Genomic DNA, 24,928 nt, shown 5'->3' with positions numbered 1-24,928 from the left:
TGGCCTCCGGGAGGCTCCACCGGCCTATACTGCTCACCCCTCGGGGCCAGCGGGCCCAGAGCGGAGGAGAGAAATAGTTCAGGGGCCTGCGGTTAAACAGTATGGATTGTGCGGCTTCTGGTGATGGCCGGTGGGCGAGAGGGCTCTCGCAGCCACGGTCTTCGTGATAGGCCTCATCCTAGCCCTTGCAGCCCTGCCGCTCGGCGCGACGAAGTACGCGGCGGTGGCGTACGTGCTGGACATTATAGCCTTCACCTTCGGCGGCTTCATCGCAGGCCTCAAGTGGGGCAGGATCACGACGACGCTGGGCGCGGTGCTGCTGGTAGTGTCGATACTGGTGTTCCTGGCGCTGCCGGGCTACTACTACATGCACTAGCCCCTCGGGCCCCTAGAGGCCTCCTCCCCTCCACCCTTTTCCACCGCCGTCCCGGGGCTGGGTGCCCCCGCAGTCCAGCCCTGCCTCCCCGGCGAGCAGCCCCGCAGCCTCCCGGAGCGCGGCGGGCAGCTCCTCCAGGCCCAGCCCTGCCGCCTCCGCGGCCTCGTCGGGGGGGCTTGCCCTGCAGCAGCCTAGCCACCGCCAGCACCAGGAGGCTGCCCCGCAGCCTCTCCACCCCGCGGGGCCTGGAGAGGGCTATGACGGCCGCCAGGTAGAGCGCGTCCATGGCTTGCTCGGCCTCCAGTGCGCCGCGGAGGTAGAGGCAGAGCCTCCTCGCCTGCCCCCTCGCCAGGCTGACGGGGGGCTCCACGCGGGGGAGCCTCTCCAGCATAGCCGCTATCTTCTCCGCCGCCAGGTCCCTGTAGACGCTGTGGCTGGAGAGGAGGAGCTTCAGCCGGAGCTCCCCAGCAGCCTCCAGTACAAGCCTCTCCCCCAGGCCCGTGAGAGGCTTCGCCACAGCGATGTTCTTCTCCCCCGTGAACCTGTTGTACCGGGGGCTCACGTAGAACGGCGTGTAGCCCGCCCGGAGCCAGAAGCCCAGCACGTCGTGGCGCGCGAACACAGCCCCCACAAGGTCCGCCCCCAGGCCCCGGGCCCACTCCTCGACACGGCGGAGCAGCGTGGAGCCGAGCCCCCGGCGCTGGAGACTGGGGTGGACGGCTATCCTCACAACCCTCACGGCCCGGGCCTCGGCGGCCCCCTCTGCGTGGAGCCGGAGCAGGCTATGGAGCAGCCTCCCGCCGCCCCCGGCCCCCGGCTCCTCGGTGGCGGTGTCGGCCACGGCCACCAGGCTGCCGCCGGCGCGGAGCATGTGGAGCGTGTGGCCGCCGGGCTCGAGGAGGACCAGTAGGTAGTCGGGCTCGGTACGGTAGTGGGCTAGCGCCAGCAGCCCGTAGGCCTTGCGGAGCAGCCCCGGGTCGCGGGAGAGCCTCCCTGCGTCGAGCCTCTCGTAGGCGACGCCGCCTAGCCTCTCGGGCGGCGGGGGCTCGCCGGGCTCGGCGCGGAGGAGGAAGGTCTCGTAGACCCACTCCTCCAGCGGGTCCCCCGGCGGGTAGCGGACCGGCTCGGCAAGCTCGACCCGCACCAGGGGCCTGGGTAGGATCTCCCCCACCATGTGGGCGAACACCATCCCGCTCCCCTCGTAGCCGTGCACCGTGGTGGCCGTCAGCGTCCTCCCGCTCCTCCAGGAGAGCCTCCTCAGCCTCGCAGCCCCCACCGCCGCAGCCTCATCTACCACGAGCATGCCCGCGGCCCGGGCCTCCCCCGGTGGATAGTAGGCCACCCGGAACCAGGGCCCCGTCACAGCCACCACGTCCCCGCCGCGCCTGCGGACACGATACCCGACCCCGAGCGCCCCGAGGCCCTCCACGAGGCCCCGGAAGAAGCTCTCGAGAGCCCACGGCTCCGGCGCGACCGCGGCAGCCTCGCCCACCGCGCCGCGCCTCACAGCCAGCGCCACCGCGAGCCCCAGGAGGAAGCTCTTCCCCCTCCCACGGTCCCCCGTCACCAGGAAGCTGCGGGCCCGGGAGCCCAGGAACAGGGAGAACTCGTCAAGCGCCCTGGCCTGGCCAGGCGTGGCGGCCAGCTCCAGCAGCCCGCGGGGAACCGGGCCCCGGGGACGATAGCCCCCGGGGCCCCGGGCCCAGCCGCCGGCGCGGCCGCGGGGAGAGCGGTGGGCGTAGACCCTTCCGGAGTCGGCGTCAGCCCAGAAGAGGACACGGGCAGCTCTCAGCCTGGACAGGAGGTACCCGCGGTAACCTCCACCCCCAACCCCCGGGTCCCACTCCTCCAGCGGGGGAGCAGCGACGACGAGCAGCCCGCCCGCCGAGACTATGCCCGAGACGCCGGCTACAAGGCTGGGGCGGAGAAGCCCATCAGTGGCGACAACTACCAGCCCGGCTCCAAGCCCGAGAGCCCGCCGGAAGCCGCCGGGCGAGAAGCACCGGCACCCACCGGGGCAGGACGGCACGAGCCTGCGGGGGGCGACAACCACGCAGCCGCCGCTGGCACCCAGGAGCTCGACAACCTCGGCAGCAACACCACCCGGGCTACGGGAGTGGAGCACAACGAGCCCCCGGTACCCCGATCCCCGCACAGCCTCGGCAAACCCCTCCAAGGCCCCCCTGACACGGGCATCCAAGACCAGCACAGCACCCCGGACAGCGATCTATGGATCTATGCCTGCTGGAGAGCCGTCCAAGGCTCATGGCAGCTCTTCGGGGCGGCGCCGGTTTTAGCCCTCCCTGATGAGGCTTTTCCGGTGGAATCCCCTGGGCCTCATGCTAATATTGATGATGCTAATATTGATGCTTCCGGGGGCTTGGAGGGCTGGGAGCAACGATTGCTCAGGAAGGGCTGACGAGTTTTGAGCCAGAGGTATAACCCGTACCTGCTGCGGCCGCTTAAGAGGCTTGACGCCGGGGAGCTGCTGGAAGTCTTGAGCAGGGCAGCGCTGAGGCCGGCTAAAGCCTCGGCCAGGGAGCTATCCAAGGAGTGAAGCTGTTGAGATCTTAAAGATCTCCTTGAACGAGGCTGGATTAGCTAGGCATGCCAGGTACGTAGCCGCTTCCTCTTACCCGCTGCTCGTCAATGACCTGAGAAGGCTTGGTCTAATAGAGGCCGGGGATCCTATGCGTGAATGGGATCCGGGGCCCCCAGCCCGGATCTCCCCCGCTACCCTACACACCTCTAGCTCCGCGCAGTCCTGGCGGCACCCGAGGAAGGCCATGGGGGAAGACAGGCCGCCAAGCCCCTCGACGGAGTCAACCTGGAGGTCTCCGTGGCGAGAGGTAAGCCCAATGTAGAAACGGGCCTCTCACGCAGCTGCCGTAACGGCGCCTCCTCGTGTACCCCTGGTCCCTCGCCCTTGCCTCATCCCCCCACGCCTTGCGCGGGCGGTGGGCTGGGGCGAGTAGGGGGTGGGAGGGGTTTGCCGGCCTTGCCGGTCCCCGCGTCCTCCCACGCCTGGGCCGTGTACGCGGCCCTGTCGGCGGGGCGGGGCCGGGGGAGCCCCCTTGCCTGGAGGGGCTCTCCTCGGCTCCCGCGTCTCTCTGGCGTCTAGCCCTGCTGTGGGGTTTATTGGCTCTCTCGTGGCGGGTTTAGGAGGCTTGGGCAGTCTAGGCAGCCTTTCTCCAGGTGCCCCCGGTGGATGCAGCATGTTGCCACTGGCTTGCCCTGGTCGTCGTAGAGCTCTATGAGTAGGTAGTCTCCCTGCTGTCTTGCCGACGCGGCTGCGGGGCGGCGGATGAGCCTCCTGGCTTCCACCGTGTAGCGTCTCCCCCTGTAACTTATGAGCAGCCTTGCTGTGTAGAGGCCTTCTCCCGCCTCCTCCGTGGAGGCCAGCTCTGCCCTGGCCTCCTGGGGCTCGGTCATAGCGCCGGGTCCCCGGGTTGTTTAGTCTAGCACTAGCATGGGTATTATATGATTCTTGTATAAGTATCGTGCTGCTGGCCCCCGGGGGCTTGAACGCATGCTTATAACCCTGGGGCGGTCCTCAGCGCTCTCAAAGTGTGTACTACTTGTCACCCGGGGGTGGCTTCTCGGCCATGGTGCTGGCTGCGCCGAGGGAAAAGGGGTTCGAGGACCGGCTGCGGAGGCTCCTGGACCTGGCTGTGAGGCGGTACAACAGGTACCGGGGCGCCGAGGCCAGGGCCAGGGTGTTGAAGGTGCGTGGCGACACGGCCTATGTGGTGTTCGAGGGGAGCTTCTGCGAGACCTGCGGGATAAACGACTGGGTGGACGACTTCCGCTACGTGCTTGAGGACCTCGGAGCGGAGGCGGAGCTGGTCGCGGTGGTGGAGCCGCCGAGCAGCGAGGAGTTCTACGACTACAGGATAGGAGTGTTCAGGGTCAGGAAGATGCCCGGGAACCTCGAGGAGCTGGAGAGGCAGGAGCGGGAGCTGGAGGAGTGGCTTGAGGCCGGGGAGCCCGGCGAGCCGGCGGGCCAGGAGGCTTGAGACGCTCTCCCCTGGCCCCTAGGCGGCCTATCTGATCCATCCTCCTGGTTTTGCGGCCCTCGACTCCCCCTCTGCAAGCCCCCGGGGGGTTCTCGGGGCCCCTGGGCCGGAGGCTTTAACTCCTCGGGGAGGCCTCCATGACCCTTGACGGAGGCTTCCAGTGTTGATACCGGTGGCCAGGCCCTTCATCGGGGAGGAGGAGCTGGAGGCTGTAGCCAGGGTCCTCCGCTCCGGGGTGCTGGCCCACGGCCCGGAGGTGGAGGAGTTCGAGCGCGAGTTCGCCGAGTACGTCGGCGTGGACTATGCTGTAGCCGTTTCCAGCGGCACCGCGGCGCTGGACCTTATACTCCGGGCGTACGGAGTCGGCCCTGGGGATGAGGTGATAACCACACCGTTCAGCTTCGTGGCCACCGCTAACGCGATCCTGCACCAGGGCGCCCGGCCGGTCTTCGCCGACATAGACCCGGCTACCTACAACCTGGACCCCGAGAGGGTTGTGGAGCTGGTCACATCGAGGACCAGGGCGATTATAGCAGTCCACCTCTACGGCCACCCGGCGGACATGAGGCCTCTCCGAGAGATAGCCGAGGACCACCACCTGGTGCTCATAGAGGACGCCGCGCAGGCCCACGGGGCCCTCTACGCTGGCAGGAGGACCGGCTCCCTCGGCGACGCGGCTGCATTCAGCTTCTATGCCACCAAGAACATGACGACCGGCGAGGGCGGCATGGTGACAACTAATGACAGGAGGGTGGCGGAGAAGGTTAGGATGCACCGCGACCACGGCCAGGCGGCCAAGTACCTCCACGTGGAGCTGGGCTACAACCTCCGGATGACGAGCATAGCGGCCGCTATAGGCAGGGTCCAGCTCCGCAAGCTCGAGTGGATGAACGAGAGGAGGAGGGAGAACGCCAGGACAATGACAGGCATACTCAGCCGCGTGGAGGGGGTGGAGCCCCCGGTAGAGATGCCCTGGGCCCGCCACGTCTACCACCAGTACGTGGTACGCGTCACCCCCGAGGCCCCCCTCGGCAGGGACGAGCTAGCAGAGGAGCTGAGGAGGAGGGGGATAGGAACGGCGGTGCACTATCCCAGGGCGATACCCGACCAGCCCCTCTACAGGAGGCTGGGCATAGACTGCCCCAGGGGCTGCCCGGAGGCCCGGAGGGCGGCCAGGGAGGTGCTAAGCCTCCCCGTCCACCCAGGGGTCACGGTCGACCAGGCCCGCTGGATAGCGGAGACCGTGGAGGAGGTGCTCCGGGAGGCCGGGGAGCGGCGTCCCCGGAGGTGGGCAGGGGGTTGAGCGGCGAGTACCCCAGGCTCCTAGCTAGGCGGGCGGAGGCGATGCTCCGGAACGCCGAGAGGCTACAGGCCGAGGGGGAGCACGACCTGGCCGTGCTGAACGCCGAGTACGCGGCCCAGCTCTACCTCAAGGCCCTTCTCTACAGGCTCACCGGGGAGGAGTGGAGGGGGCACAGCATCCGGAGCCTACTGGGCGCCCTAGCCCTCGTCCTCCGCGGGAGCGGGTTCGACGAGCTGGCGGGCATGGTGGAGGACTTCGTGCGTTCCAGCCGGAGGATCCTAGCCGAGCTGGAGGAGGCCCGCGTGCGTGCAGTCTACGGTCCCTTCGAGTACTCCCGCAGCCAGGCTGAAGCCATACTAGAGGCTGCGAGGAAGGTGGTGGGGCTGGCCCGTCGTGTCGAGGAGAGAGTCTTCCAGGAGCCGCGGGGCTAGGCCGGCCCCGCTGAGGCTGCTGGCGGGCTGGAGAAGCTACATCGAGGCGGTCCGCAGGGCCGTGGAGAAGACCGTGCCCGGGGCACGCCTCTACCTGGCTGGGGGCGCCGCGGAGGGCAGGCTCACTGTGGCCAGCGACATAGACGTGCTAGTGGTCCTCCCCCGGAGGCCCTCCTACACGGAGGCAGTGGAGCTCCGGGCGAGGATACTAGAGGAGGCGGAGAGGCAGGGGCTACCCCTCTACGCCCCCGTGGAGCTTCACATCATAGGGTCAGAGGACCTTGAGGGCTACCGGAGGAGGGGTAGAGTAGTCCCGCTCGACGGGGGCTAGGAGGCCCTGGGCATCGGGGGTGCAGGGGGCCAGGCCCCCGGGGGGAGAGGAAAACAGTAGCGTGGCCCGGCTCCTGGGCGCCCTCTCTAGCCTCTCTCCTCCCTCTGCTTGAGCTCCTCCTCCGTCTTCCTCCTCTTCACCGCGCGGTCGAAGACTACCCAGTTGCGGTACCACTCCTCGTTCTCCTCGCGGAGCATGCCCAGGATCCAGCGTGTGAGCTCCTTGGCTGCTACCTCCTTCCGGTCCTCGGCTATCAGCCTGGCTAGGACCTTGGTTGCTATCCTCCGGGCCGCCTCGAGGGTCGCGCCCGCCTTGAGGCAGGAGACAACCACCTTCTCGTATATGAAGGGCTCCCTGCTCCCGTCCCTCTTGACAACGGTCACCTCTGGGACCCATAGGCACATGGTCCGCCGCCCTCCGCCCAGTATCCGCATGATAGAGCATAGTAATACTTTTTGGCCGTGGCTAGCCCCCGGCCTCCCAGCGCCTCCTCTTCTCCTCGTACTCCTCCCTCGACGCCACTGGCCTCGCCGGAACCCCCGCCACAACGGTCTCCGGCGGCACGTCCCTGGTGACCACGCTCCCGGCGGCGACCACCGCCCGGCGGCCCACCCGGACCCCGGGGAGGATTGTCGCGTTGGCGCCGATCACCGCCTCGTCCTCAACCACCGCGCCGGCGAGCCTCCTCGAGGGAGGGTACCGGTCGTTGGTGAACACGGCTCTGGGGCCGATGAACACCCTGTCCCCTATAACCGTGCCCGGGGGGATGTAGACCCCTGTCTCTATCCTCACCCCCCGGCCTATCCTGGCCCTCCCATCCACAACCACCCCGGTCCCTATGACCGTCCCCTCGCCCACGATGGTGTCCTCCCTCACCACCACGTTGTGGCCCGTCTCCACCCCGTCGCCGAGCACGGCCCGCTCATACACCACGCTGCCCCGGCGGATGACGCAGCCCCTCCCAATCCTGGCCCCGCTGCTGGCTGCGTCGAGCTCGCCCCACCCTACCGAGCCGCTCCTGCCGAGGAGGCCCCGGAGCCCCCGCCGGACGGGGTACCCGATCACCACGCCGCCGTCGACCAGGCTCCCCTCGCCAACAGTGCTCGGGCCTAGCACCACCGCGCCGGGCCCAAGCCTCCCGAGCACCCGGGCCCTAGGCGAGACATAGCCCTCCAAACGGCGCCCCAGCCGCCTCGGCGATGCCCAGAGGATTATTACGATGAGGAGACGGCCAGCCCTCCGGGCTAGGAGGGCCTCGGGTGACTCTGTGCTCGGTAGGGAGGAGGGAGGATCCTTAGAGCCCTCGAGGGGCAGGGAGCCCCGCTACGCCCTAATGGGGCTGCTAGGCTACAAGGAGATCCTGGACAAGATAACGAGGCTCGAGAAGAGGCTTGCAGAGCTATACGAGATGCGGCAGAAGCTTGAGGAGAGGCTTGCGAGGCTGGAGGAGCGCTTCCTGGAGCTCGGGGAGAGGCAGGAGGGGCTCGAGAGGGAGATGGCCGAGACGCGCAGCGTGCCGGCAGCCATAGCGCATAGGCCCGGCGTGATAAGCGAGGAGTCATTCGGGGAGGCGATGAGGCATGTCATGGAGGGGCTCCCGGCGCGGCGAGAGTGTCCAGGTGGAGGCCTCGACAGCGAGGGCCTAGTCTACGGCCGCCTGGCGGTGGTTGAGGCTGAAGTGGTGGTCAGGGATGGGGCACATACTGGTGGAGGTCAAGCCCTGGGTGAGTGGGAGCGACGTAGCGGAGATCTACTGGTGACGCTGGGCGGGCCTGGTGGATCCGGAGGCCAGGGAGCCCGCCGGAAGGCTGGGCGTGGAGATCAAGCCTGCAGCCGGGAGCGGTGGGAGCCCCTGCATTATAACCACGGTGGACGACAGGCCCCGTCTACGGCCCCAGGCACTGCCTGGCGGGCACGCGGGGAGGATCGGGGGAAGATGGTTGGTGCGGCGGCCGGGATTTGAACCCGGGATCACCGGCTTGGGGGGCCGGCGTCCTAGTCCAGGCTAGACGACCGCCGCTCCCGTCTAGGCCCGCATGGGCCTGTGCCCGGCCGCTCCGTTAGGATGGCCCCATACCCTGGTCCCGGGGTTTATAGGGTTTCCCGGCTCTCTCGGGGCCCCGGGAGGGGCGTGGCTCGGGCCTTGAGCGTTGAGAGGGTTCGTGCCTTCATAGCGGTTGATATCGAGGAGCCGGGGGTTGTCGCCAGGCTTGTCCAGATACGAGACGCCTTCGTCGCCACCGGGGCCCCTATGAAGCCCGTCGAGGACCAGAATATGCATATAACCCTCAGGTTCCTCGGCAATATACCGTTGAGCATGGCCGATGAGATTGAGAAGGTGATAGCGGAGGCTGCGCCCAGGCGGGTGGTGATCCGGCTCCGGGGCGTCGGGGCCTTCCCCAGCGTCGCCAGGCCCCGGGTGATATGGGTGGGCGTCTCCGAGGGTGCCGAGGAGCTGGAGAGGCTCTACCGCGAGATAGAGCGGGGCCTTCGGAGGCTTGGCTTCAGGCCGGAGAGGGAGGAGTTCGTCCCGCACGTTACCCTCGCGAGGCTGAAGGGCTCCAGGAACCTGGACAGGGTGGTTAAGCTTCTCCAGGAGATGGCTGACGTCGAGGCGGGGGAGGTGGTGCTGGAGAGCGTGAGGCTGAAGCAGAGCATCCTCACCCCCCGCGGCCCCGTGTACAGGACGCTCCGGGAGGTGAGGGCCCGGGGCTAGTCCCTCTTTGCCCGCCGGTAGCGCCGCCAGATGGTTCTCCCCGCCTCGTCCTCGAGCGCCACGACGCGGTGGAGCGGTATAACGGTGCCGTCATCAAGCACTATGTGGCTGCTCGTGACCCTGGCTACCCGCTCCCGCGGTATCCTCCTCAGCCCGGTCGCCGTCCCCCTCTCGGCCACCACTATGAAGCCCCTGGCCCGGGTGTGGAAGAACCTGGCCACAGCCTCCTCCAGCTCGCCCCTGCGCCTAGGCATTACCCCTGCTCCTCCTCGGCGTGTACACCCCGCAGACCGTTGTGAAGGCTCTGCCAGCGCTGTGTAGGAGTATCCTCGCCTTCCCAAGCTCCCAGCCGTAGCGCTGGTTGTAGAGCCCCGGGTCGGTGTAGGCGGCCTCGACGTCGGCGACCACGAGGTGCACGTCCTCCGCCAGGTCGCTGAGCACTCGGTGCACCCTGGCCTCCACCACCCCTATGGGCCTCGGCTTGGCCAGCCGGGGCGCCCCCGTCACAGTGTCGCGGACGACCTCGGCGCCCAGGAGCCTCAGCTTGTCGACCCTCCTCCCGCTGGTTGTGCCCGCCGTGTAGACGAAGTACACCTCGCCCACGGTGACCACGTTGACCGTGAAGAGCCTGGACTCGAGTATTAGCTCGGTAGTATAGGCCTCCTTGTCGAGCGCCGCCACTATCCTCGGGGGCTCCTCGCTGAAGGGCGAGACCCAGGATGCGGGCATCAGGTTAACCCTGCCACGGGCCTCGGCCACGAGGACGTAGACGGGGCGGGGCGAGAGGACCCGGTACCACTTCTCGCCGGCATCCACGTAGCCGCTCGGCAGGCCGGGCAACGCGCAGCCCCCTCCAGGGGTTCTGTCCCCCCGGGGCCTCTGGAGGCCCCCCGGGGGCCCCCGAGCTGCCGGGAGGGACGCACGCTATAATACGGGGCTGAGCCCCGAAAGAGGTTCTGGGGTCTACTCGGCCGAGGACGGGCAGGTAGGAGGTGCAAACAGGCATGAGCGCTAGGATGCCCCTCAAGAGGGTCGGGGACTACGAGTGGATGATACCTAAGGGCGCCAAGCCCTGCATGAGGGTTCCCGCGCTCATCTTCGCCGACGAGTTCCTCCTGGAGAAGATGAAGGGCGACCTGACCCTGGTCCAGGCCGCTAACGTGGCCTGCCTCCACGGGATACAGAAGTACAGCATCGTGATGCCCGACGGCCACCAGGGCTACGGGTTCCCGATAGGCGGCGTCGCGGCTATGTCGATAGACGAGGACGGCGTGATAAGCCCCGGCGGCGTCGGCTACGACATAAACTGCGGCGTGCGCGTAATAAGGACAGACCTCGACATCAAGGAGGTCAAGCCCAAGCTGCGCGAGCTGATAGACGAGCTGTTCCGCAATGTGCCCAGCGGGCTCGGCAGCACCGGCAAGATCAAGGTGAGCGTGCAGGAGCTGAACAAGGTGCTGGACGAGGGCGTCCAGTGGGCGGTCAAGAGGGGCTACGCCTGGGCAGAGGACCCGGAGCACATAGAGGAGAGGGGGAGCTGGGGCCTGGCGGACTCCAGCAAGGTGAGCGAGCGCGCTAAGAGACGTGGCGCCGAGCAGCTGGGTACCCTCGGCAGCGGCAACCACTTCCTAGAGGTACAGGTGGTGGACAGGATATACGACCCGGAGAAGGCCAAGGCCATGGGTATAACGCATGAGGGCCAGGTAGTGGTCATGATACACACCGGCAGCAGGGGCCTGGGCCACCAGGTGGCCAGCGACTACCTCATGATAATGGAGCGGGCTATGAGGAAGTATGGCATAAGGCCGCCGGACCGCGAGCTGGCCAGCGTACCCTACAGCAGCCGCGAGGCCCAGGACTACATACGCGCTATGGCCGCCGCCGCCAACTTCGCGTGGACCAACCGGCAGCTCATCACCTACTGGACCCGCGAGAGCTTCCGCAACGTGTTCCACCGCGACCCCGACCAGCTCGGCATGAGGATAGTCTACGACGTCGCGCATAACATAGCCAAGTTCGAGGAGTACGAGGTGGACGGGAAGAGGATGAAGATGATAATCCACCGCAAGGGCGCCACCAGGGCGTTCCCACCCGGCCACCCCGAGATACCTAAGGACTACCAGAGCGTGGGCCAGCCCGTCCTAATACCCGGCAGCATGGGCACCGCCAGCTACATCCTAGCCGGCGTGCCCACGGGCGTCAAGGCCTGGTACACAGCACCCCACGGCGCCGGCCGCTGGATGAGCCGCGCAGCCGCGAAGAGGACGAAGAGCTACCACCAGGTCGTCCAGGAGCTGGAGCAGAGGGGCATACTTATACGCGCCAGCAACCGCGCCACCGTTGTTGAGGAGATGCCCGAGGCCTACAAGGACGTGGACCGCGTGGCCTTCGTGGCCGAGAAGGTAGGCATAGCCAAGATAGTGGCCAGGCTACGCCCCATAGCCGTGACTAAGGGCTAGGCCCTGCCCCCTCTTCCACAGTTTTCCGCGGCCAGGCCCTCCGGAGTCCCTCTCCTCAGGGGCCAGCCCGGGTAACCATCTAAGACCCTCAGTGCTGTTGTCTCCTCGGCACCCCTGGGGAGAGTATGGCGGCGGGCGAAGGCCCCTACGAGGATATCGAGAAGGAACTGCGGAAGGTGCTCGCCGAGCTCCCGTGCCCCGGCTTCGCCCACGCGCCCCACACCGCCGACGTGCTGATAGTGGCGCGGGGCCGGAGCCTCGAGGAGGCCTTCGAGCAGGCGGCGCTGGGCGTCTACGAGGTGGTGACGGACACCAGCAAGGTCGAGCCCCGGGTGGAGAGACGGGTGGAGACGAGCGGCATGGACCTATACCAGCTGCTCTACCGGTGGATAGAGGACCTGCTCTTCTACACCGACAGCGAGGGCCTGGTGTTCTCCAGGTTCAAGGTTGAGGAGATAAAGCGTGTCGGCGAGGGAGATGAGGCGGAGTACCAGCTGAGGGCCCGTGCCTGGGGGGAGAAGTTCAACCCCGATAAGCACCTCCACAGAACCATAGTGAAGGCCATGACCTACGCCATGATGGAGATAGTTAAGGAGAACGGCTGCTGGAGGGTCCAGTTCGTCATAGACATCTAGCCCCTAGCCCGTACCCGCAGCCCCGCGGGGCAGAGCAACCCTCTTAACCCCCGGCCCCATGGGCCGGGGCGAGGGTGGGCCTAGAGTGGGTTTATTCTCGAGCCTCCTCCGCGGCCTGGTGGTCCGCCGCCCCGGCTCCAGCGGGGCCGGGGGTGCCGCCGGCGGGGCGCCCGGCGTGCTAGCCGAGAGGATTAGGGCCGCCGAGGAGGCGCTCCAGAGCGTGATGATACCAGGCTACGACGTCGACATAGTGTCTGGAGGCCTTGTCGAGAGGATACGCGTCAGCTACGACGGCTACAGCGTAATGGTCGTGCTGGGCTACAAGAAGAGCGACCCGGGCTGCAGCACTTGCCGGTTCATAAGCAGCGTCGCCTGGGCGAAGATAGTGGAGGCTGCGAGGGAGGCCCTCCGGGCTCAGGGGCTCCAGAGGATACTCCTGGTGGACGCTGACACAGGCGCGGTGCTGGGGGACTACCGGGAGGGCGGGGGCTAGCCCCCGCCGGCCCCGGCTCCTCCCGGCTTCTCTCCCGCGAGGTGGCGGTCCAGCCAGTCTAGTATCAGCTGCAGTCTCTTCACCCTATGCCTAGGCTTTCCGCTGCGGGATAGGTCGTGGTTCTCGCCGGGGAATATGGCGAGCTTCGTCTCCACGCCGTGGACCTTCAGCGCGGTGTAGAGCTGGAGGGCCTGGTCGAGCCAGCAGCGGTAGTCCTCGCTCGAGTGGATTATCAGCGTCGGGGTCCTGGCCCTGTCAGCGTATCTGAGGGGGCTCTTCTCCCAGCAGGTCTCCGGGCTCCTCCAGGGGGTGCAGCAGAGCTGGTCCTCTACGAAGAACCAGCCTATGTCGGTGGTGCCATACATGCTTATCCAGTTTGATATGCTCCTCATGGTCACCGCCGCCTTGAAGAAGTCTGTGTGGCCTATTATCCAGTTGGTCATAAAGCCCCCGTAGCTCCCTCCCATCACCGCCGCCTTGTCCCTGGGGAGTCCCAGCCTCTCCACAGCGTACCTGGCGGCCTCCATGAGGTCCATGTAGTCCCGCTCGCCGTAGCCGCAGCGTATGTCGGCGAACTCCTCGCTGTAGCCGTCGCTCCCGCGGGGGTTGATGTAGACGACGGTGTAGCCGTTTGAGGCAAGCACATGGAACTCGTGCATGAAGCCGTAGCCCCACATGGTTTTCGGGCCGCCGTGGATGTAGAGCACCCAGCCCCTCGCCTCCACGCCCTCGGGGGGCCGGAGCACCCAGCCCTCCACCACCGCGCCGTCGCTGGCGCGGAAGCTGAAGCCCGTAGGCCTCGCGAGCCGGTAGCGCCTCCTCCAGGCCTCGGCGTAGCGTGTAAGCCTCCGCGGCCCGCCGCCCTGCAGCACGTAGAGCTCCTTGGGCTCCACCGGCGTCATAAGGGTGTAGGCTATGACCGAGCCGTCTCCGGCGGCGTGGAACTCGTCGACCACTGCCTCCCCGGGGTCGAGCACGGGCTCCGGCCTCATCCCGGGCTGGACGCGGTAGAGGAGCACCCTGCCCGCGTCGCTCACCTGGAAGAGTATCCCGCGGCTGGTCCACTGGAGGTGCTTTAAGCAGCTCTGGAACCTGACATCGCTGTTAACCGTGTTGGCGGCGTTGCGGTCGAGGCTGCAGGTGAGGCACTCCATCCTCCCCGTCTCGGGGTCGAGGAGCCAGACCTTCTGGTGGCTCGCGAACCCCCTCTCACCCCGGTGGCCCAGATAGGCCAGCATCCTCCCGTCGGGGCTCCAGGCGAGCTCGCCGTAGCCCATGAGGCCGCTCGCTATCCTCCTAGCATCCCCCTTCTCCACGTCGTATATGTAGACGTCCAGGAGGTATGGCTTGAGCATGTCCGTTGCAACGCTGATCGCTATCCTCCTCCCGTCCGGGCTCCAGGCCACGTCGGAGACCTGCAGCCAGTCCAGCCCCAGCTCCATCCTCTCCATAGCCCCGGAGTCCGCGTCGAGTATGAATGGCTCCACACGCGTCCTGTACACGAAGCCCTTCCCGTTGAACCAGACGGGGAGCGTCTCGACCTCCTTCACGTCCTCGTCCGGCCTCCCCACCGGGATGGCGGCAGCGGCTAGGTCGCCGCTGGGGCTCCAGGAGAGGGAGACCAGCCCATCCACCCTGGCGAGGAGCCTGCTGGCGCCCGGGGCCTCGATGCTGGCAGTCCTCAGCTCTAGGCCTGGGAGCCTCTGCTTCTGGCCCCTCCTGGCCTCAGCCCTCCTTGTGAAGACGTAGCGGCTGCCGGCCGGCGCGGGCACCGGGCAGGAGTCGCGGGGCCCGCTCTGGAGCACCAGCCTCTCGCCGTCGCTCAGCTTCACAGCCTCTATGCTGGACTCGTAGCTGTCCGTCTCCAGGCTGACCCTGGCAACGGTGTAGAGGACGTAGCCTCCGCTGCCCGCCACCGCGGGATTGGAGACCAGCACCAGCCCGTCGAGGCTCTCCGGGGTAAGCCTCTTAGCACCAGCCTGCGGGGCCAGCGCCCGCTCACCGGGCCTCTCTGGGCAGGCTGTGCGGTGAAAACGGGCTTGCCGCTCCGTGTGGTGGACCTAACAAGGCCCCTGGGGCCCGGCACCCCGGTCTACCCGGGCGACCCTCCGGTGATGGTGGAGACCGTGGCTGTGATACCCAGGGACGGCTTCTACAACCGTAGGGTCTGCCTGGGCGAGCACAGCGGGACCCACGTGGACGCCCCGGCCCACATGGTGGAGGGCGGCGCCCCGGTGGACAGCGTTGAGGCCTCCAGGCTCATAGCCCCGGCGCTGGCGATGGACCTCTCCAACGCCTGCGGGGCCGTCTCGAGCCGCGAGATTATAGCGGGGCTCCGGCTCCGCCGCCTGCCCCTGCCCCGGCGCGGCTGGTACCTGCTCCTCCGCATAGGCCGCGGCTGCAGGAGCGTGTCAGTGGAGGCCGCCGAGTGGATGGCCCGCCTAGGCCTCGGGGGCCTGGGGGTTGACGCGCCGAGCCCCGACGGGCCGCCTTACCCGGTGCACCGGGTCCTCCTCTCCAGCGGGGCCGTGATAGTCGAGAACCTCGAGATACCCCGCTGGCTCGACGGCGAGAAGGTGACGCTGATAGTGGCCCCTCTCCGCCTCAGCGGGGGAAGCGGCGCCCCGGCTAGGGTCTACGCGCTGCTCGACGGCGGCAGGGCTGGCGAGTGGGTGCAGGAGCCGGTATAACCCTGGCATCCCGGGTCCCCAGGGCCTGGCGGTGGGGTAGCAGCCGTGAAGCGCCAGGCCGTTGGGAGGCTGGAGGCGGGCAGGGAGCCCGGGGTAAGAGTGTCCCCCCTCCTCCGCTACAGTATCCTCCCAGCGGCGATGGCTGGCCTCACCCACCTCCTCTCCTCCATGGCGGGCCTCCTCGAGGGCGACACCGAGTACTCTGCCGTGCTCGGCCTGTGGGCGGTGCTCTACCTTGCCGTGGCCGCGGCCTGGCTGCTGGCCCTCAAGCCCTCCCGCAGCCTCTCCAAGGAGGAGGCCCTGGTGCTCGTCGGCTACAGCTGGGTCGTAACCCCCCTTCTATCAGCTATACCCGTCGCCTACGCGCTGGGCGTCCCCCTGGTGGACGCGTGGTTCGAGTCGATAAGCGGCTACACCACCACCGGGCTCACAATCTTCACCGGGGGAGTGGACAAGGACTTCGGCGTCTACGTGCCCTCCATGGAGCAGCTGCCCCCGAGCATCCTCTGGTGGCGGGCTGTGACGCAGTGGCTCGGCGGCTTCGGCATAGTGGTCATGTTCCTCGTGTTCGCCAGGCTCGGCGGGCTCCCGCCCCACCTGGTCGGGTTTGCGGAGGGCCGCTTCGAGCGCCTCGAGCCCAGTATAGCCAGGAGCATAAGAGCCCTCATGGGCCTCTACGCGTTCCTAACGCTCCTCGGCGCGATACTACTCCACCTCGCCGGCATGCGCCCCGCGGACGCCCTCTACCACTCGATGACAGGCATCGCGACCGGCGGCTTCAGCCCCTACAGCGACAGCATAGCCCACTACCACTCTGTGGCCGTGGAGCTGGCCACGATGGTGGTGATGCTCCTGGGCGCCGCTAACTTCGCCGACCTCTACGCGATCATCAGGGGGGTGCCCAGGAGGCTCAGCGAGGAAACCGCATCCCTCATAGTGATAGCCTTCGCCTCAACCCTGCTGGGGGCGCTGATACTCGGGCGGCTGGGATGGCACCCCTACGCCCCGCTCCGCGAGGCAGCCTTCGACGTGGCCTCCGCGGTCTCAACCACGGGCTTCGGGATAAGCGATCTATCCAAGGCCCCGATCGCCTGGAAAGCCTTCCTCACAGTACTGATGCTGGTGGGCGGCGCGGCGTTCTCCACGGCGGGCGGGATAAAGCAGTACAGGCTGCTAGTGCTCTTCAAGAACATAGCCTGGACGGTGAGGGAGACCGTCCATGGGGCGGACAGGATAACAGTGCGCAGGGTTGGAGGCAGTATAATAACCGACGACGAGCTCCGGAGTATAGTTAGCGTGGCCACGCTCTTCGCCGCGGCCCATGCGGCGGGCACGCTTGCCCTGTTGGTCATACTCCCCCGCTGCAGCCTAGCGGACGCGGCCTTCGAGGCCGCCAGCGCGCTCGCCACAACAGGGCTAAGCGTTGGAGTGACCTCGGCCTCCACGCCCTGGCTCGCCAAGGCAGTGCTCATGGCGCTCATGACGCTGGGCAGGCTCGAGGTGGTGGGCTTCCTCTACATGGTGGAGGCGGCGAGAACCATGGCTGGCGGGGCCCGGCGCCGCGGGAGGCGCGCGGGGCTACGGCCGGAGGGAAGGGGCCCCTCTAGGACGGCTAGGCGGTGGCCTCGGCCTCCTGCCTGGAGACAGCGCCCGCCGCCGGGGTGGAGACGGCTGCCAGCAGGGGCCTCTCAGCCCCCGAGCGAAGTGCCTCGAGGAGCCTCCTCGCGTACACGGTGGCGGTGTAGGCCTTATAGCTACCCTTGGCGAACACGGGCTCCACGACCCCGAGGGCCTCCAGGCACTGGAAGGCCGCTAGCACCAGGTAGCGGGGCAGCCCGGTCCTAACCACCACGTCCCCCGGCGAGACCACGTCCCTGGACACGATGGCCTCGAGTATAGCGGCCAGCCTCTCACGGCTAGCATCCACGGCCACGACCCCGGGCTCGTATGCTTCACCCGAGCCCGAGGAGCCTAGAAGCCCCTGGCCTAGTAACACCCGCCGGCCCCAGGCGCTCACCCGTAGAGGACACGGTCGATCCCCCTGGCCTCGAGCCGCGCCACCCCGCCCGAGGGGTAGAGGACGGCCACCAGTCCCTCCCGGCAGCTCCAGCCCGGCCCCTCGGCGCCGGCCACGGCGGCCACGGCGGCGCCGCTCCGGTAGAGGCTGCAGAGCCTCCGCCCCCCGCCCGCCGCCACCACCGCTGCCGGCGCCACCCTCTGGCCTCTGCTCACCAGCGAGACAATCATCCCGGCCCCGCCGCCGGCCCTCTCAGCGATCTTAGCCGCCAGCCTCTCCGCGCCCGCTCCGTCGCGGGCCAGGCGGGCAGCGTAGGCGTAGAGCACCGCCTCCGGGACGCTCCTAGCCGGGGCCGGGGGAGACCCCGTGACCACCGCTGCCGGCCGAGCCTCCGGAGGCTGCAGGCCAGCGTCCTAGCGTAGAAGCCAGCCTTCGTGAACCCCGCCATCAGCGTGTGGACTCCCCCGCAGAGGGCGTAGACCCCAAGGGAGCCCCCGGCCAGCCAGGAGGCGGCGTCGAGAGCCTCGCGGACCCCGGCCCCCTCGTACACCCTCAGCCTCCACTCGCGGGGGCCGCCGCGCTCGCGGTAGGCCATCACGAGGAACCCGCCCCCTCTAAGCCCCCGGAGGGCCTCCAGGAGAACGTCAACCCTGCCACGCGGAACCACGGCTGCAAGCAGCAAGAGGGGATCCAGCCTCCCGCGCCCCTTCCCGGGCCGGCACCCCTCCTGGCCCGGAGTAAAAGCGCGTGAGGGCCGCGCGCCGGCGCAGGGGCATGGCTGGGTGCCCCGGCGGCGCCGGCAGCAGATACTACATATCATACCTTACACAGTTAACTATTAAGTCAACTTATTAAGAAATTTATGCTCTTGGATTCCCACGATAAATCAGGCAGGAAAGGGCGTCCATCGTGGAGGCCCCCTCCCCGAGCGGTGAGCGCTCCCGCGTAACCTAGTGATGCCCTGGAAACCAGTAATGGAAGACACGGTTTCAATGGCGGGGGACATTGCTGGGCCGCACTGCGCAGTCAACTGGTAGCCAGGGGTTCTCGCCGGAGAGCCCGTGAGAGTTGAGAGTTTTCGGAGAGCTCGCGTGGGAGCACGGCATCGACCTAGGGAGCCCTGGGGCTCGAGGGTCGCTTCGAATATCCGTCCAGCGCCTGGCCACGGGCTCTAGTACTCCTTCCAGTATCGAGTTGATAAGCTGCAGCGAGAGGATGTACATGGTTGGGGGCAACTGCCCCTACACCCCCATAGCGCGTAGACACCCATCCTGGAGGGGGTGATACTCTGCGTGCCAGCAGTGTGGCGGAGGCTGTGGGGGTACAAGGTGTACCGGCTAATAGAGCCATCGTATTCCATGAGGGAGCTGCTCTATGACGCCTTATAAGCCGGACATTGCAGTGTACTTCGGCGAGGCCATTAAGCTGCCCCGCCGCCCAGCGGCTGGGAGGACACGGCCCGAGAGGAGCTAGGAGGGGCCGGAGCCCCTCCGCCCCTCGGAGCCGTCGCCTCCCGTGCCCCCCGTCGCCCCGCCGCGGCGCCTAGAGGCCGCCGCACCCGCCGTGGCCAGCAAAGCCAGCCCGGGGGCCGGGCTGTGGAGCAGTGGTGTAGCCAGCAGCAGCAGGCCGGCGGCCAGGTAGAGGCCGCCGACGACCCGCCGGGAGCCGAGCACCCCGTAGCCGTGGACAAGGAGCCCCGCCGAGCCCAACAGCCAGGCGGCTACGAGCAGCATGGCGGCGGGGCCCAGGGGCTGGTCCGAGCCCGTGACGGCGCTTGCTAGCACGAGCAGCCCGGCGGCCGCCCCCAGGAACCCGGCCAGCCCGGCGGCGAAGGCGCCGAGGCCGGGCAGCTCACCCCTCCCAGCTAAGGAGGTGAACCCCAGCCCCGCCATCAGCGCTCTAGCGATGCCGGCGGCGAGCCCAGCCGCCCGGCTCGAGCCGCTCAGGCCCAGCATGAACCCGGCGGCCGCCATCAGGGCGGCCCCGAGGCTGAGTGCCGTCCCGCTCCACGCGCCCTTCTCCACCGTTTCTCCCTAGATGTTCATCCCAATTTTATATGGGTTTATGTTCGCATCTAGGGAGTTCCACCTCGCCCATAACTCTTTCCTTAGAGTTATGGGGTCATGGGTGGCTGTCGAGCCCAACGGCACGGGGCTCCCATCCAAGATCTTATGCCCTGAGGGGCTTGGAGCACTGCCCCCATCACCCCCCAGGGTTTTCATGTATAACATTTAAACATCAACCAATATAAACTTTCCAACAACAATCAAAAACTATACTGCCCCCGAGGCACCGGGTGGCAGGCTTAGGACAGCGCCCTAGTGAGAATAGTCTTAGCCCGTAAACCAGCGGGCCCTAGGGCCTAGCGGCTCCTAATCCTCTCGAGCAGGGCGTAGAAGAAGCCTATGGTCCCGTGCCGGTGGGGCCACGCCCTCATGGTGCCTGGCAGCAGCGGGGAGGGGTCGTAGGGCCCCTGGAGCGGCACGAGCCTGAACTCCTGGTGCCTCTCGAGGAACCATCTTATGTTCTCCTCGTTCTCCTCGGGTAGGAGGCTGCAGGTGGTGTAGAGGAGCCGGCCGCCCGGCTTCACCAGCCTGGCCGCTGCCTCCAGCATCTCCCTCTGAAGCTTCACTATCTCCCCTAGCCCTTCCTCCCGGATCCTCCACCGGAGCTCCGGGTTCTTAGCAATGGTGCCGGTGCTTGTACAGGGCGCGTCTAGGAGGACCCGGTCGGCTACCTCCCCGCCCAGCACCCGGGGCGCCTTGCGGGCATCCATCCTGAATATCTTCACTATCGTTATGCCCATGCGGCGCAGGATCATCCTCATGCGCTCAATTCTCTTCTCGTCTATATCGAAAGCGTATATCCTGCCCCGGTTCCTCATAAGCTCGGCCATGTGGCTCGTCTTGCCCCCGGGTGCCGCGGCCAGGTCGACCACAGTCATCCCGGGCTTAGGGTCTAGGATGAGCGAGGCTGCCGCGCTAGCCTCCTCCTGGATCACTATCTTCCCCTCCCTGTAGAGCCTGCTGCGGTCGAAGTCGTAGGGCCCCTTGAACTTCACCACGACGGGTACGCGCTCGCTTACAATGGGGTCCTTGCCCTCCCTCCTAAGCTCCTCCACAACCTCCTCCACGGTGGCCTTCAGAGTGTTGACCCTGACGCTTATCAACGGCTTCTCGTTCAACGCCTTGAACAGCTCCTCGGCCTCCCCGGGGCCCAGCAGCTGCCTCATCCTCCTTATGAACCAGGCTGGGAGGAGGTAGAGCCACTCCAGCGCCTCCTCGACGCTGCGCGGCCGCGGCCGGTACTCGGCGAGGCGGTCGACAAGCCTCCAGTAGTACATGCCTACGTACGGGTGGGTCTTGGCGGAGAGGAAGTCCGCCACGCTCCACTTGAGCCTGTTCAGCGTAGCCTTATCGGGCTGGTGGAAGAGCACTATGTCGGCGGCGACGCGGAGCGCTGCACGGAGCCACGGGTCGAGGATGAGCGGCGACTCCACCCCGGTCAGCTCGGCGGCCACACGGTCCAAGAGCCCAATCCTCTTCATGGTATCATAGAATAGTGATGTGAGCAGCCTGTCCAGCCCGGTCCCGAGTATCCCGTGCCTCCGGAACACGATACGCTTGGCATGCTGGCTTGGCTTGAACTCCTCCGCCGCCTTAACCGTCTCGACTAGTATCCGGAGGCCCTTGGCCGGCACCGCCAGCTTCGGCTTCCCCCTCCTCTCGGCCTCCACAGCCTCCCATACACGCTTGGCAAGCCCCTCCAGCGCCCCGCCAGCGCTCTCCAAGGCCCTCACCCTCCACCACTACCCCCTGGCCCCCCGGCTCAGCGTACCCTCGGCGTCTGCCAGCTATTCTATCAAGCTAGCGCGGCCCCATGACGGCGCAGCATCCGAGCAAACACAGGTTAAAAAGAATGGGAACACATTTAAACTACAGTACCCGGTAATTGAGGGAAATACTTGGTGGGGGTCTTGGCGCATCTTCTAGAGAACGTTGAGGCCGTGGCCCGCGGCCTCTCAGTCATGTGCAACAGGATCCTGGTTGAGAGTCTCCCGGCGGAGGCGGAGAACCTGCTAGGAGAGCAGGGATTCCTTCTTGTAGCCAGGCTGCTCGAGCGCGGCGCTCGCGAGGGCTTCACAGCCTTCATGAAGGAGCTGGGCGTGAAGCCGGGCAGCATAGACGCCGACAGAATACTCGAGATATTCGTGAGGCCTGGGGGCCGGGAGCAGCGCCACCCCTACCAGGTGTTCACAAGCCTCAGCTGCAGCAGGGACCGCTGCATCCTGGAGGCCAGGGGCTGCCCCTACGCCGAGGAGGCTAGGAAGCATCCCAGCACAATGGCGGTGATCGTGGGCACTGTGGCCGGGGTGCTCGAGGCCCTCGGCTACCGTGTACGCTGGCTCGCGACGCCTTCAGCCCGGAGGCACGCCTGCTGGGAGAACCCTCCAGACCTCCTAGTCTACATGGAGCCCGTGGAGCCGCCGGCCTGCAGGCTCATAGTCGAGAAGAACCCCTGCAGCTAGCCCGTCTACAACATCGGATACTAGGATCCGACAGAATACTATAATTCATCCCATTACTCTCCCACCTTCCCCCAGGATCTAGACACCCAGTCATCCACCCTCCACTCTTCCCTCAACCTAGCCTTGATCCTGAGCACCGCGTTGGTGACTGGTGGGTGGCTGGGGAGGGAGCGTTGGGCCAGGTGGAGGAGCGGGCCGCCGGATGGCTGCCGAGCCCGGAGGACCGGCGCGTGAAGGACGCCGTAATACGCAGCCTCCTGGCAATGCTTGAAAGGCTTGTGCTAGAAGACCTCCCCGGAGTAATAGGTAACATGGTCGGCGAGAGGCAGGGCGTGGCACTAGTTGGGCGGATGCTGCAGAACAGCAGCAGGCACGGCTTCCAGGAGTTCGTGAAGAGCCTGGGCCTCGAGCCCACCGGGGTAAGGATCGAACACTGGCTCAGCGTGTTCCTCGAGCCGGAGGGCGGGAACCTCCTCCACCCCTTCCAGGTATTCAGGAGCGTCGAGTGCGATTGGGACCAGTGTATGCTGCTCCTCTCTGAGGGCGAGCGCGCGGAGAGGATGGCAGGCTCCCTGACGCTCAGGGCAGCCCTTCTCGCGGCGATCGCGGGCGCCCTGGAGGCCCTCGGCCGCCGTGCCCAGTGGCTGGCGGACCCCTCTATGAAGAAGTACCTCTGCTCCCGCGTAAAGCCGGAGGTCGTGGTCTACTTCCGGGAGGATCCCAGGGGCGGCCGGCACTACGTTGTAGTGGAGAAAATGAAGTGCGGCAGCGGCTAGGGGCAGGCCCCCGCTCTGCTGGAGGGGTATCGGGGCTCCAAGGGCCCCGGAGCAGGCTGCTTGGGCGGGCCGTCAGCCCTCTAGCGGCTCTATGGGCTTCTCCACCCTCTCCAGCATAGCATACACGGTGTCCGCATCCACGCGTATCCCCAGTCTCTCCGCCTCCTCCGCTATCACCCTGGATGCCTCGCGCAGCGCCGCCTCCACGTCGCCCCTCTCCACGGCCCTCCTGAAGCCAGGGTCCTCCTCCACCCGGTAGTAGATCGGGACGCGGTCCTTGGCCCGCGGGATGAGTGTTTTAAGCACCGGCTTGACCCTCCACATCGCCTCGTAGAGGGCTTGGAGCCGCGCGTCGCTCTCCAGGCAGTCCCTTATCCTGTCCCTGGCGTGCCGCGCCGCCACCCCGGTGCGGCCCTCAGTTGTGACCGCGACGCGGAGCCCTCCTCCGTAGAGGTCCAGGGTATAGGGCACCACGATCTCCGTCCTCGCCGCGTCGGTAGCGTCGTTCACCCAGCGCCTTAGGCTCCTGGCCAGCCTCCACACAGTCTCGTTCACGCGGGGGTTGTCGGTGGCCACCACGACTATGTCGGCCCACTCCACGTGGCCGCGAAGCCCCTCGGCATCGGATGCATCCATCCTAATAAGCTCCAGGCCCGGGTCGCTCCTGGCGCGGTCCTCGAGCTCGCCGCTAAACTGGAGCCCCACTACCCTCACTATGGCGCCCGCCCTGCGGAACCAGAGAGCCCTCCTGGTCCCGACGCCGCCGCCCCCGACGACTAGGACGCGGCGGCCGCTCATCTCGACCCATAGGGGGACGCGCAACCCGGCCCCTCAACCCCCTCCCCGGAGGGGGTTCTGCAAGCCCCCTAGAAACCTGGGGCAGGGCCGCGCCACGGGGCCTGCGTGCTGGGCAGCGATCTTGCCGCCGGTTCAACAAACTGTTTATCGGCGGGAGCCGGGCCCGAGCCCCCTTTCGGACCCGGGAGGGGATGTGGAGTGAAGCGAGGAGAGGGGTCCCGGCTTGGGGGCGCTGCGGGGCCTCGCGGACCCCACAGCATCCCCCAGCGCGGCCGGCTTAACTTCCGGGTTCGACATGAGTCCGGGTGTTGCCCGGCCGCTATGGCCGGGCCCCTGGGGGGCTTCGCGCGGGCGTGGCCGTATTCATTCTTACGGCTTGCCAGGGAGTTCAGACATATTTTTAATTGGATGCCGTTTCTAATTCTAACTAGGTAATACTCCGGGGATGGATGTGGGCGCCACAGGGGTGCTGGACGAGGAGGCCCGTAGGCTTGCCGAGAGGTTCTGCCGGGAGGAGATAACGGTCCACCATATCTACAGGTGGCTTGCCGAGAGGGACCTGGAGAGGAGGCAGCAGCTGCTGAGGCTGGCGGAGCAGGAGAGGAGACACTACATGTTCTGGAGCAGTATTCTGGGCCACGGGTGCAAGCCTTCTCGGGCCTCGCTGGGGTGGATCACTCTGGTCTACAGGATTCTCGGCCCCTCGTTCATGATTAGGCTGCTCGAGCGCGGCGAGAAGTCTACGATAGAGCATTACCGCCGTTTTGCGAACCGGTTGAGGGGCGAGGCTAGGGAGATTCTGGAGCAGATTATAAGGGAGGAAGAGGAGCATGAGAAGACCCTGTTGAGCGGCATAGAGGACCTGAGGGTGAAGTATATGGGCTATATAGCCCTGGGCCTCGCCGATGCTATTGTGGAGATCACCGGCGTGCACGCCGGCTTCCTGGGCGCGACCGCTAGCACGCTGATGGCGGGCATTGCGGGCCTCGTGGTAGGGTTCTCGGCGGCCCTCTCCATGGCGGGGGCGGCGTACCTGCAGGCGAAGCACGGCGGGGAGGAGAGGCCCTCGGCCAGCGCTCTCGTGACAGGGCTATCCTACATATTCTCGGTGGTGCTCCTGGCGCTCCCCTACTTCCTGACAGCCAGCATGGCCCTGGCGTTCGCGGCCTCGCTGGCGATGGCTATGCTGCTGAGCGGCGGCTTCACCTACTACAGCGCGGTGGTTGAGGATAAGCCGTTCCTCCGCGAGTTTGTCGAGAGCGCCGGCCTGCTGCTGGCAACCGCGCTAGGGAGCTACGCGTTCGGCGACGCGCTGGGCAGGCTCGCCGGCGTGCATGTTAGCGGCTAGAGGCGCTCAGC

28 protein-coding genes, 1 tRNA gene and 1 rRNA gene are annotated in these 24,928 nt (G+C 67.0%); 16 read left to right on the top strand and 14 right to left on the bottom strand.

The genetic code is table 11. The features are described from left to right. The first annotated feature begins 130 nt into the window (after positions 1-130). Positions 131-376, top strand: a complete 246-nt coding sequence (locus ACZ42Y_RS01410) for a hypothetical protein (protein ID WP_058370138.1) — start codon at positions 131-133, stop codon at positions 374-376. Here ACZ42Y_RS01410 and ACZ42Y_RS01405 read toward each other — a convergent pair. Further along, complete coding sequence (locus tag ACZ42Y_RS01405; RefSeq protein ID WP_464735539.1) at positions 294-2,576, bottom strand: GNAT family N-acetyltransferase; 2,283 nt, start codon at positions 2,574-2,576, stop codon at positions 294-296. The genes ACZ42Y_RS01410 and ACZ42Y_RS01405 overlap by 83 nt on opposite strands. A 225-nt stretch (positions 2,577-2,801) precedes the next feature. Between ACZ42Y_RS01405 and ACZ42Y_RS01400 the strand changes: the two genes are divergently transcribed. Then, positions 2,802-2,933, top strand: coding sequence for a hypothetical protein (locus tag ACZ42Y_RS01400; protein WP_269082794.1), 132 nt, complete (start codon positions 2,802-2,804; stop codon positions 2,931-2,933). Positions 2,934-3,511: 578 nt separating this feature from the next. On the opposite strand, the gene ACZ42Y_RS01395 is transcribed toward ACZ42Y_RS01400, so the two are convergent. Next, entirely contained in the window at positions 3,512-3,808 is a 297-nt protein-coding gene (locus tag ACZ42Y_RS01395; protein WP_058370140.1) for a hypothetical protein, read from the bottom strand. A gap of 146 nt (positions 3,809-3,954) precedes the next feature. Here ACZ42Y_RS01395 and ACZ42Y_RS01390 point away from each other — a divergent pair, with 146 nt between their 5' ends. The 4 genes from ACZ42Y_RS01390 to ACZ42Y_RS01375 all read left to right on the top strand — a co-directional run bounded on the left by ACZ42Y_RS01390 (position 3,955) and on the right by ACZ42Y_RS01375 (position 6,457). Beyond that, on the top strand, positions 3,955-4,392 hold the full coding sequence (locus ACZ42Y_RS01390) for a hypothetical protein (RefSeq protein ID WP_201783062.1): 438 nt from the start codon (positions 3,955-3,957) through the stop codon (positions 4,390-4,392). A 163-nt stretch (positions 4,393-4,555) separates the two neighbouring features. Then, complete coding sequence (locus tag ACZ42Y_RS01385) at positions 4,556-5,695, top strand: DegT/DnrJ/EryC1/StrS family aminotransferase (protein ID WP_058370141.1); 1,140 nt, start codon at positions 4,556-4,558, stop codon at positions 5,693-5,695. Further along, on the top strand, positions 5,692-6,126 hold the full coding sequence (locus ACZ42Y_RS01380; protein ID WP_058370142.1) for a HEPN domain-containing protein: 435 nt from the start codon (positions 5,692-5,694) through the stop codon (positions 6,124-6,126). The genes ACZ42Y_RS01385 and ACZ42Y_RS01380 overlap by 4 nt, the downstream gene beginning before the upstream one ends. Beyond that, the gene (locus ACZ42Y_RS01375) at positions 6,089-6,457 is read left to right on the top strand and encodes a nucleotidyltransferase domain-containing protein (RefSeq protein ID WP_236698081.1); all 369 of its coding nucleotides are present in this window, start codon (positions 6,089-6,091) and stop codon (positions 6,455-6,457) included. Before ACZ42Y_RS01380 ends, ACZ42Y_RS01375 begins: the two co-directional genes overlap by 38 nt. A gap of 86 nt (positions 6,458-6,543) precedes the next feature. On the opposite strand, the gene ACZ42Y_RS01370 is transcribed toward ACZ42Y_RS01375, so the two are convergent. Both ACZ42Y_RS01370 and ACZ42Y_RS01365 read right to left on the bottom strand, forming a co-directional pair. Further along, positions 6,544-6,861 (bottom strand): ATP cone domain-containing protein, encoded by a 318-nt coding sequence (locus ACZ42Y_RS01370; RefSeq protein ID WP_058370143.1) that lies wholly within the window; start codon positions 6,859-6,861, stop codon positions 6,544-6,546. 61 nt (positions 6,862-6,922) lie between these two features. Then, the gene (locus ACZ42Y_RS01365) at positions 6,923-7,633 is read right to left on the bottom strand and encodes a DapH/DapD/GlmU-related protein (protein ID WP_058370144.1); all 711 of its coding nucleotides are present in this window, start codon (positions 7,631-7,633) and stop codon (positions 6,923-6,925) included. Between the two features lie 91 nt (positions 7,634-7,724). Here ACZ42Y_RS01365 and ACZ42Y_RS01360 point away from each other — a divergent pair, with 91 nt between their 5' ends. Continuing rightward, on the top strand, positions 7,725-8,420 hold the full coding sequence (locus tag ACZ42Y_RS01360) for a DUF3782 domain-containing protein (RefSeq protein ID WP_168371193.1): 696 nt from the start codon (positions 7,725-7,727) through the stop codon (positions 8,418-8,420). On the opposite strand, the gene ACZ42Y_RS01355 is transcribed toward ACZ42Y_RS01360, so the two are convergent. Further along, positions 8,399-8,477, bottom strand: a tRNA-Gly gene (locus ACZ42Y_RS01355). The genes ACZ42Y_RS01360 and ACZ42Y_RS01355 overlap by 22 nt on opposite strands. Before the next feature lie 123 nt (positions 8,478-8,600). Here ACZ42Y_RS01355 and thpR point away from each other — a divergent pair. Then, positions 8,601-9,173, top strand: coding sequence for an RNA 2',3'-cyclic phosphodiesterase (thpR, locus tag ACZ42Y_RS01350; RefSeq protein ID WP_058370145.1), 573 nt, complete (start codon positions 8,601-8,603; stop codon positions 9,171-9,173). On the opposite strand, the gene ACZ42Y_RS01345 is transcribed toward thpR, so the two are convergent. Together ACZ42Y_RS01345 and ACZ42Y_RS01340 are read right to left on the bottom strand one after the other, a co-directional pair. Next, a complete protein-coding gene (locus ACZ42Y_RS01345; RefSeq protein ID WP_058370146.1) occupies positions 9,170-9,427 on the bottom strand; it encodes a DUF504 domain-containing protein in 258 nt (85 codons plus the stop codon). The two genes, thpR and ACZ42Y_RS01345, sit on opposite strands and share 4 nt — an antisense overlap. Beyond that, a complete protein-coding gene (locus ACZ42Y_RS01340) occupies positions 9,420-10,013 on the bottom strand; it encodes a flavin reductase family protein (RefSeq protein WP_058370147.1) in 594 nt (197 codons plus the stop codon). Before ACZ42Y_RS01340 ends, ACZ42Y_RS01345 begins: the two co-directional genes overlap by 8 nt. 164 nt (positions 10,014-10,177) lie before the next feature. On the opposite strand from ACZ42Y_RS01340, the gene ACZ42Y_RS01335 reads away from it, so the two are divergent. From ACZ42Y_RS01335 to ACZ42Y_RS01325, 3 genes are all read left to right on the top strand, one after another. Beyond that, positions 10,178-11,632, top strand: a complete 1,455-nt coding sequence (locus ACZ42Y_RS01335; protein ID WP_058370148.1) for an RtcB family protein — start codon at positions 10,178-10,180, stop codon at positions 11,630-11,632. A 125-nt stretch (positions 11,633-11,757) separates the two neighbouring features. Continuing rightward, positions 11,758-12,267: an archease gene (locus ACZ42Y_RS01330; protein ID WP_083494403.1), complete on the top strand. Its 510-nt coding sequence runs from the start codon at positions 11,758-11,760 to the stop codon at positions 12,265-12,267. A gap of 85 nt (positions 12,268-12,352) precedes the next feature. Further along, positions 12,353-12,760, top strand: coding sequence for a hypothetical protein (locus ACZ42Y_RS01325; RefSeq protein ID WP_464735538.1), 408 nt, complete (start codon positions 12,353-12,355; stop codon positions 12,758-12,760). Here ACZ42Y_RS01325 and ACZ42Y_RS01320 read toward each other — a convergent pair. Then, on the bottom strand, positions 12,757-14,676 hold the full coding sequence (locus tag ACZ42Y_RS01320; RefSeq protein WP_201783064.1) for a S9 family peptidase: 1,920 nt from the start codon (positions 14,674-14,676) through the stop codon (positions 12,757-12,759). The genes ACZ42Y_RS01325 and ACZ42Y_RS01320 overlap by 4 nt on opposite strands. A gap of 123 nt (positions 14,677-14,799) precedes the next feature. On the opposite strand from ACZ42Y_RS01320, the gene ACZ42Y_RS01315 reads away from it, so the two are divergent. After that, entirely contained in the window at positions 14,800-15,450 is a 651-nt protein-coding gene (locus ACZ42Y_RS01315) for a cyclase family protein (RefSeq protein ID WP_058370151.1), read from the top strand. A 45-nt stretch (positions 15,451-15,495) separates the two neighbouring features. Beyond that, a complete protein-coding gene (locus ACZ42Y_RS01310) occupies positions 15,496-17,295 on the top strand; it encodes a TrkH family potassium uptake protein (protein ID WP_464735537.1) in 1,800 nt (599 codons plus the stop codon). A gap of 168 nt (positions 17,296-17,463) precedes the next feature. Here the strand turns inward: ACZ42Y_RS01310 and ACZ42Y_RS01305 are convergent, their stop codons facing one another. The 4 genes from ACZ42Y_RS01305 to ACZ42Y_RS01290 all read right to left on the bottom strand — a co-directional run bounded on the left by ACZ42Y_RS01305 (position 17,464) and on the right by ACZ42Y_RS01290 (position 21,203). Beyond that, the gene (locus ACZ42Y_RS01305; RefSeq protein ID WP_464735536.1) at positions 17,464-17,664 is read right to left on the bottom strand and encodes a hypothetical protein; all 201 of its coding nucleotides are present in this window, start codon (positions 17,662-17,664) and stop codon (positions 17,464-17,466) included. Between the two features lie 29 nt (positions 17,665-17,693). Then, positions 17,694-18,149, bottom strand: a complete 456-nt coding sequence (locus ACZ42Y_RS01300) for a hypothetical protein (RefSeq protein ID WP_058370154.1) — start codon at positions 18,147-18,149, stop codon at positions 17,694-17,696. 787 nt (positions 18,150-18,936) lie between these two features. Next, positions 18,937-19,491, bottom strand: a complete 555-nt coding sequence (locus tag ACZ42Y_RS01295; protein WP_058370155.1) for a hypothetical protein — start codon at positions 19,489-19,491, stop codon at positions 18,937-18,939. A 338-nt stretch (positions 19,492-19,829) separates the two neighbouring features. Next, positions 19,830-21,203, bottom strand: coding sequence for an RsmB/NOP family class I SAM-dependent RNA methyltransferase (locus ACZ42Y_RS01290; protein ID WP_058371320.1), 1,374 nt, complete (start codon positions 21,201-21,203; stop codon positions 19,830-19,832). Positions 21,204-21,443: 240 nt separating this feature from the next. On the opposite strand from ACZ42Y_RS01290, the gene ACZ42Y_RS01285 reads away from it, so the two are divergent. Further along, complete coding sequence (locus ACZ42Y_RS01285) at positions 21,444-21,995, top strand: hypothetical protein (protein WP_464735535.1); 552 nt, start codon at positions 21,444-21,446, stop codon at positions 21,993-21,995. Positions 21,996-22,168: 173 nt separating this feature from the next. Continuing rightward, the gene (locus ACZ42Y_RS01280; RefSeq protein ID WP_058370157.1) at positions 22,169-22,771 is read left to right on the top strand and encodes a hypothetical protein; all 603 of its coding nucleotides are present in this window, start codon (positions 22,169-22,171) and stop codon (positions 22,769-22,771) included. A gap of 72 nt (positions 22,772-22,843) precedes the next feature. Here the strand turns inward: ACZ42Y_RS01280 and ACZ42Y_RS01275 are convergent, their stop codons facing one another. Together ACZ42Y_RS01275 and rrf are read right to left on the bottom strand one after the other, a co-directional pair. After that, on the bottom strand, positions 22,844-23,593 hold the full coding sequence (locus ACZ42Y_RS01275; RefSeq protein WP_058370158.1) for a precorrin-2 dehydrogenase/sirohydrochlorin ferrochelatase family protein: 750 nt from the start codon (positions 23,591-23,593) through the stop codon (positions 22,844-22,846). A gap of 189 nt (positions 23,594-23,782) precedes the next feature. Continuing rightward, positions 23,783-23,902, bottom strand: a 5S ribosomal RNA gene (gene rrf / locus ACZ42Y_RS01270). Between the two features lie 112 nt (positions 23,903-24,014). Between rrf and ACZ42Y_RS01265 the strand changes: the two genes are divergently transcribed. Then, a complete protein-coding gene (locus ACZ42Y_RS01265; protein ID WP_058370159.1) occupies positions 24,015-24,917 on the top strand; it encodes a VIT1/CCC1 transporter family protein in 903 nt (300 codons plus the stop codon). Positions 24,918-24,928: the final 11 nt, after the last annotated feature.

Source organism: Pyrodictium brockii, assembly GCF_055379715.1.
Note: the sequence above shows the minus strand (reverse complement) of the source record. Positions and strands in the feature narration are given on the sequence as shown.

Coding starts and splice junctions, on each gene's coding strand:
- ACZ42Y_RS01395 (WP_058370140.1), bottom strand. CDS start 3,808: ATGACCGAGCCCCAGGAGGCCAGGGCAGAGCTGGCCTCCACGGAGGAG.
- ACZ42Y_RS01370 (WP_058370143.1), bottom strand. CDS start 6,861: ATGTGCCTATGGGTCCCAGAGGTGACCGTTGTCAAGAGGGACGGGAGC.
- ACZ42Y_RS01345 (WP_058370146.1), bottom strand. CDS start 9,427: ATGCCTAGGCGCAGGGGCGAGCTGGAGGAGGCTGTGGCCAGGTTCTTC.
- ACZ42Y_RS01335 (WP_058370148.1), top strand. CDS start 10,178: ATGAGCGCTAGGATGCCCCTCAAGAGGGTCGGGGACTACGAGTGGATG.
- ACZ42Y_RS01330 (WP_083494403.1), top strand. CDS start 11,758: ATGGCGGCGGGCGAAGGCCCCTACGAGGATATCGAGAAGGAACTGCGG.
- ACZ42Y_RS01265 (WP_058370159.1), top strand. CDS start 24,015: ATGGATGTGGGCGCCACAGGGGTGCTGGACGAGGAGGCCCGTAGGCTT.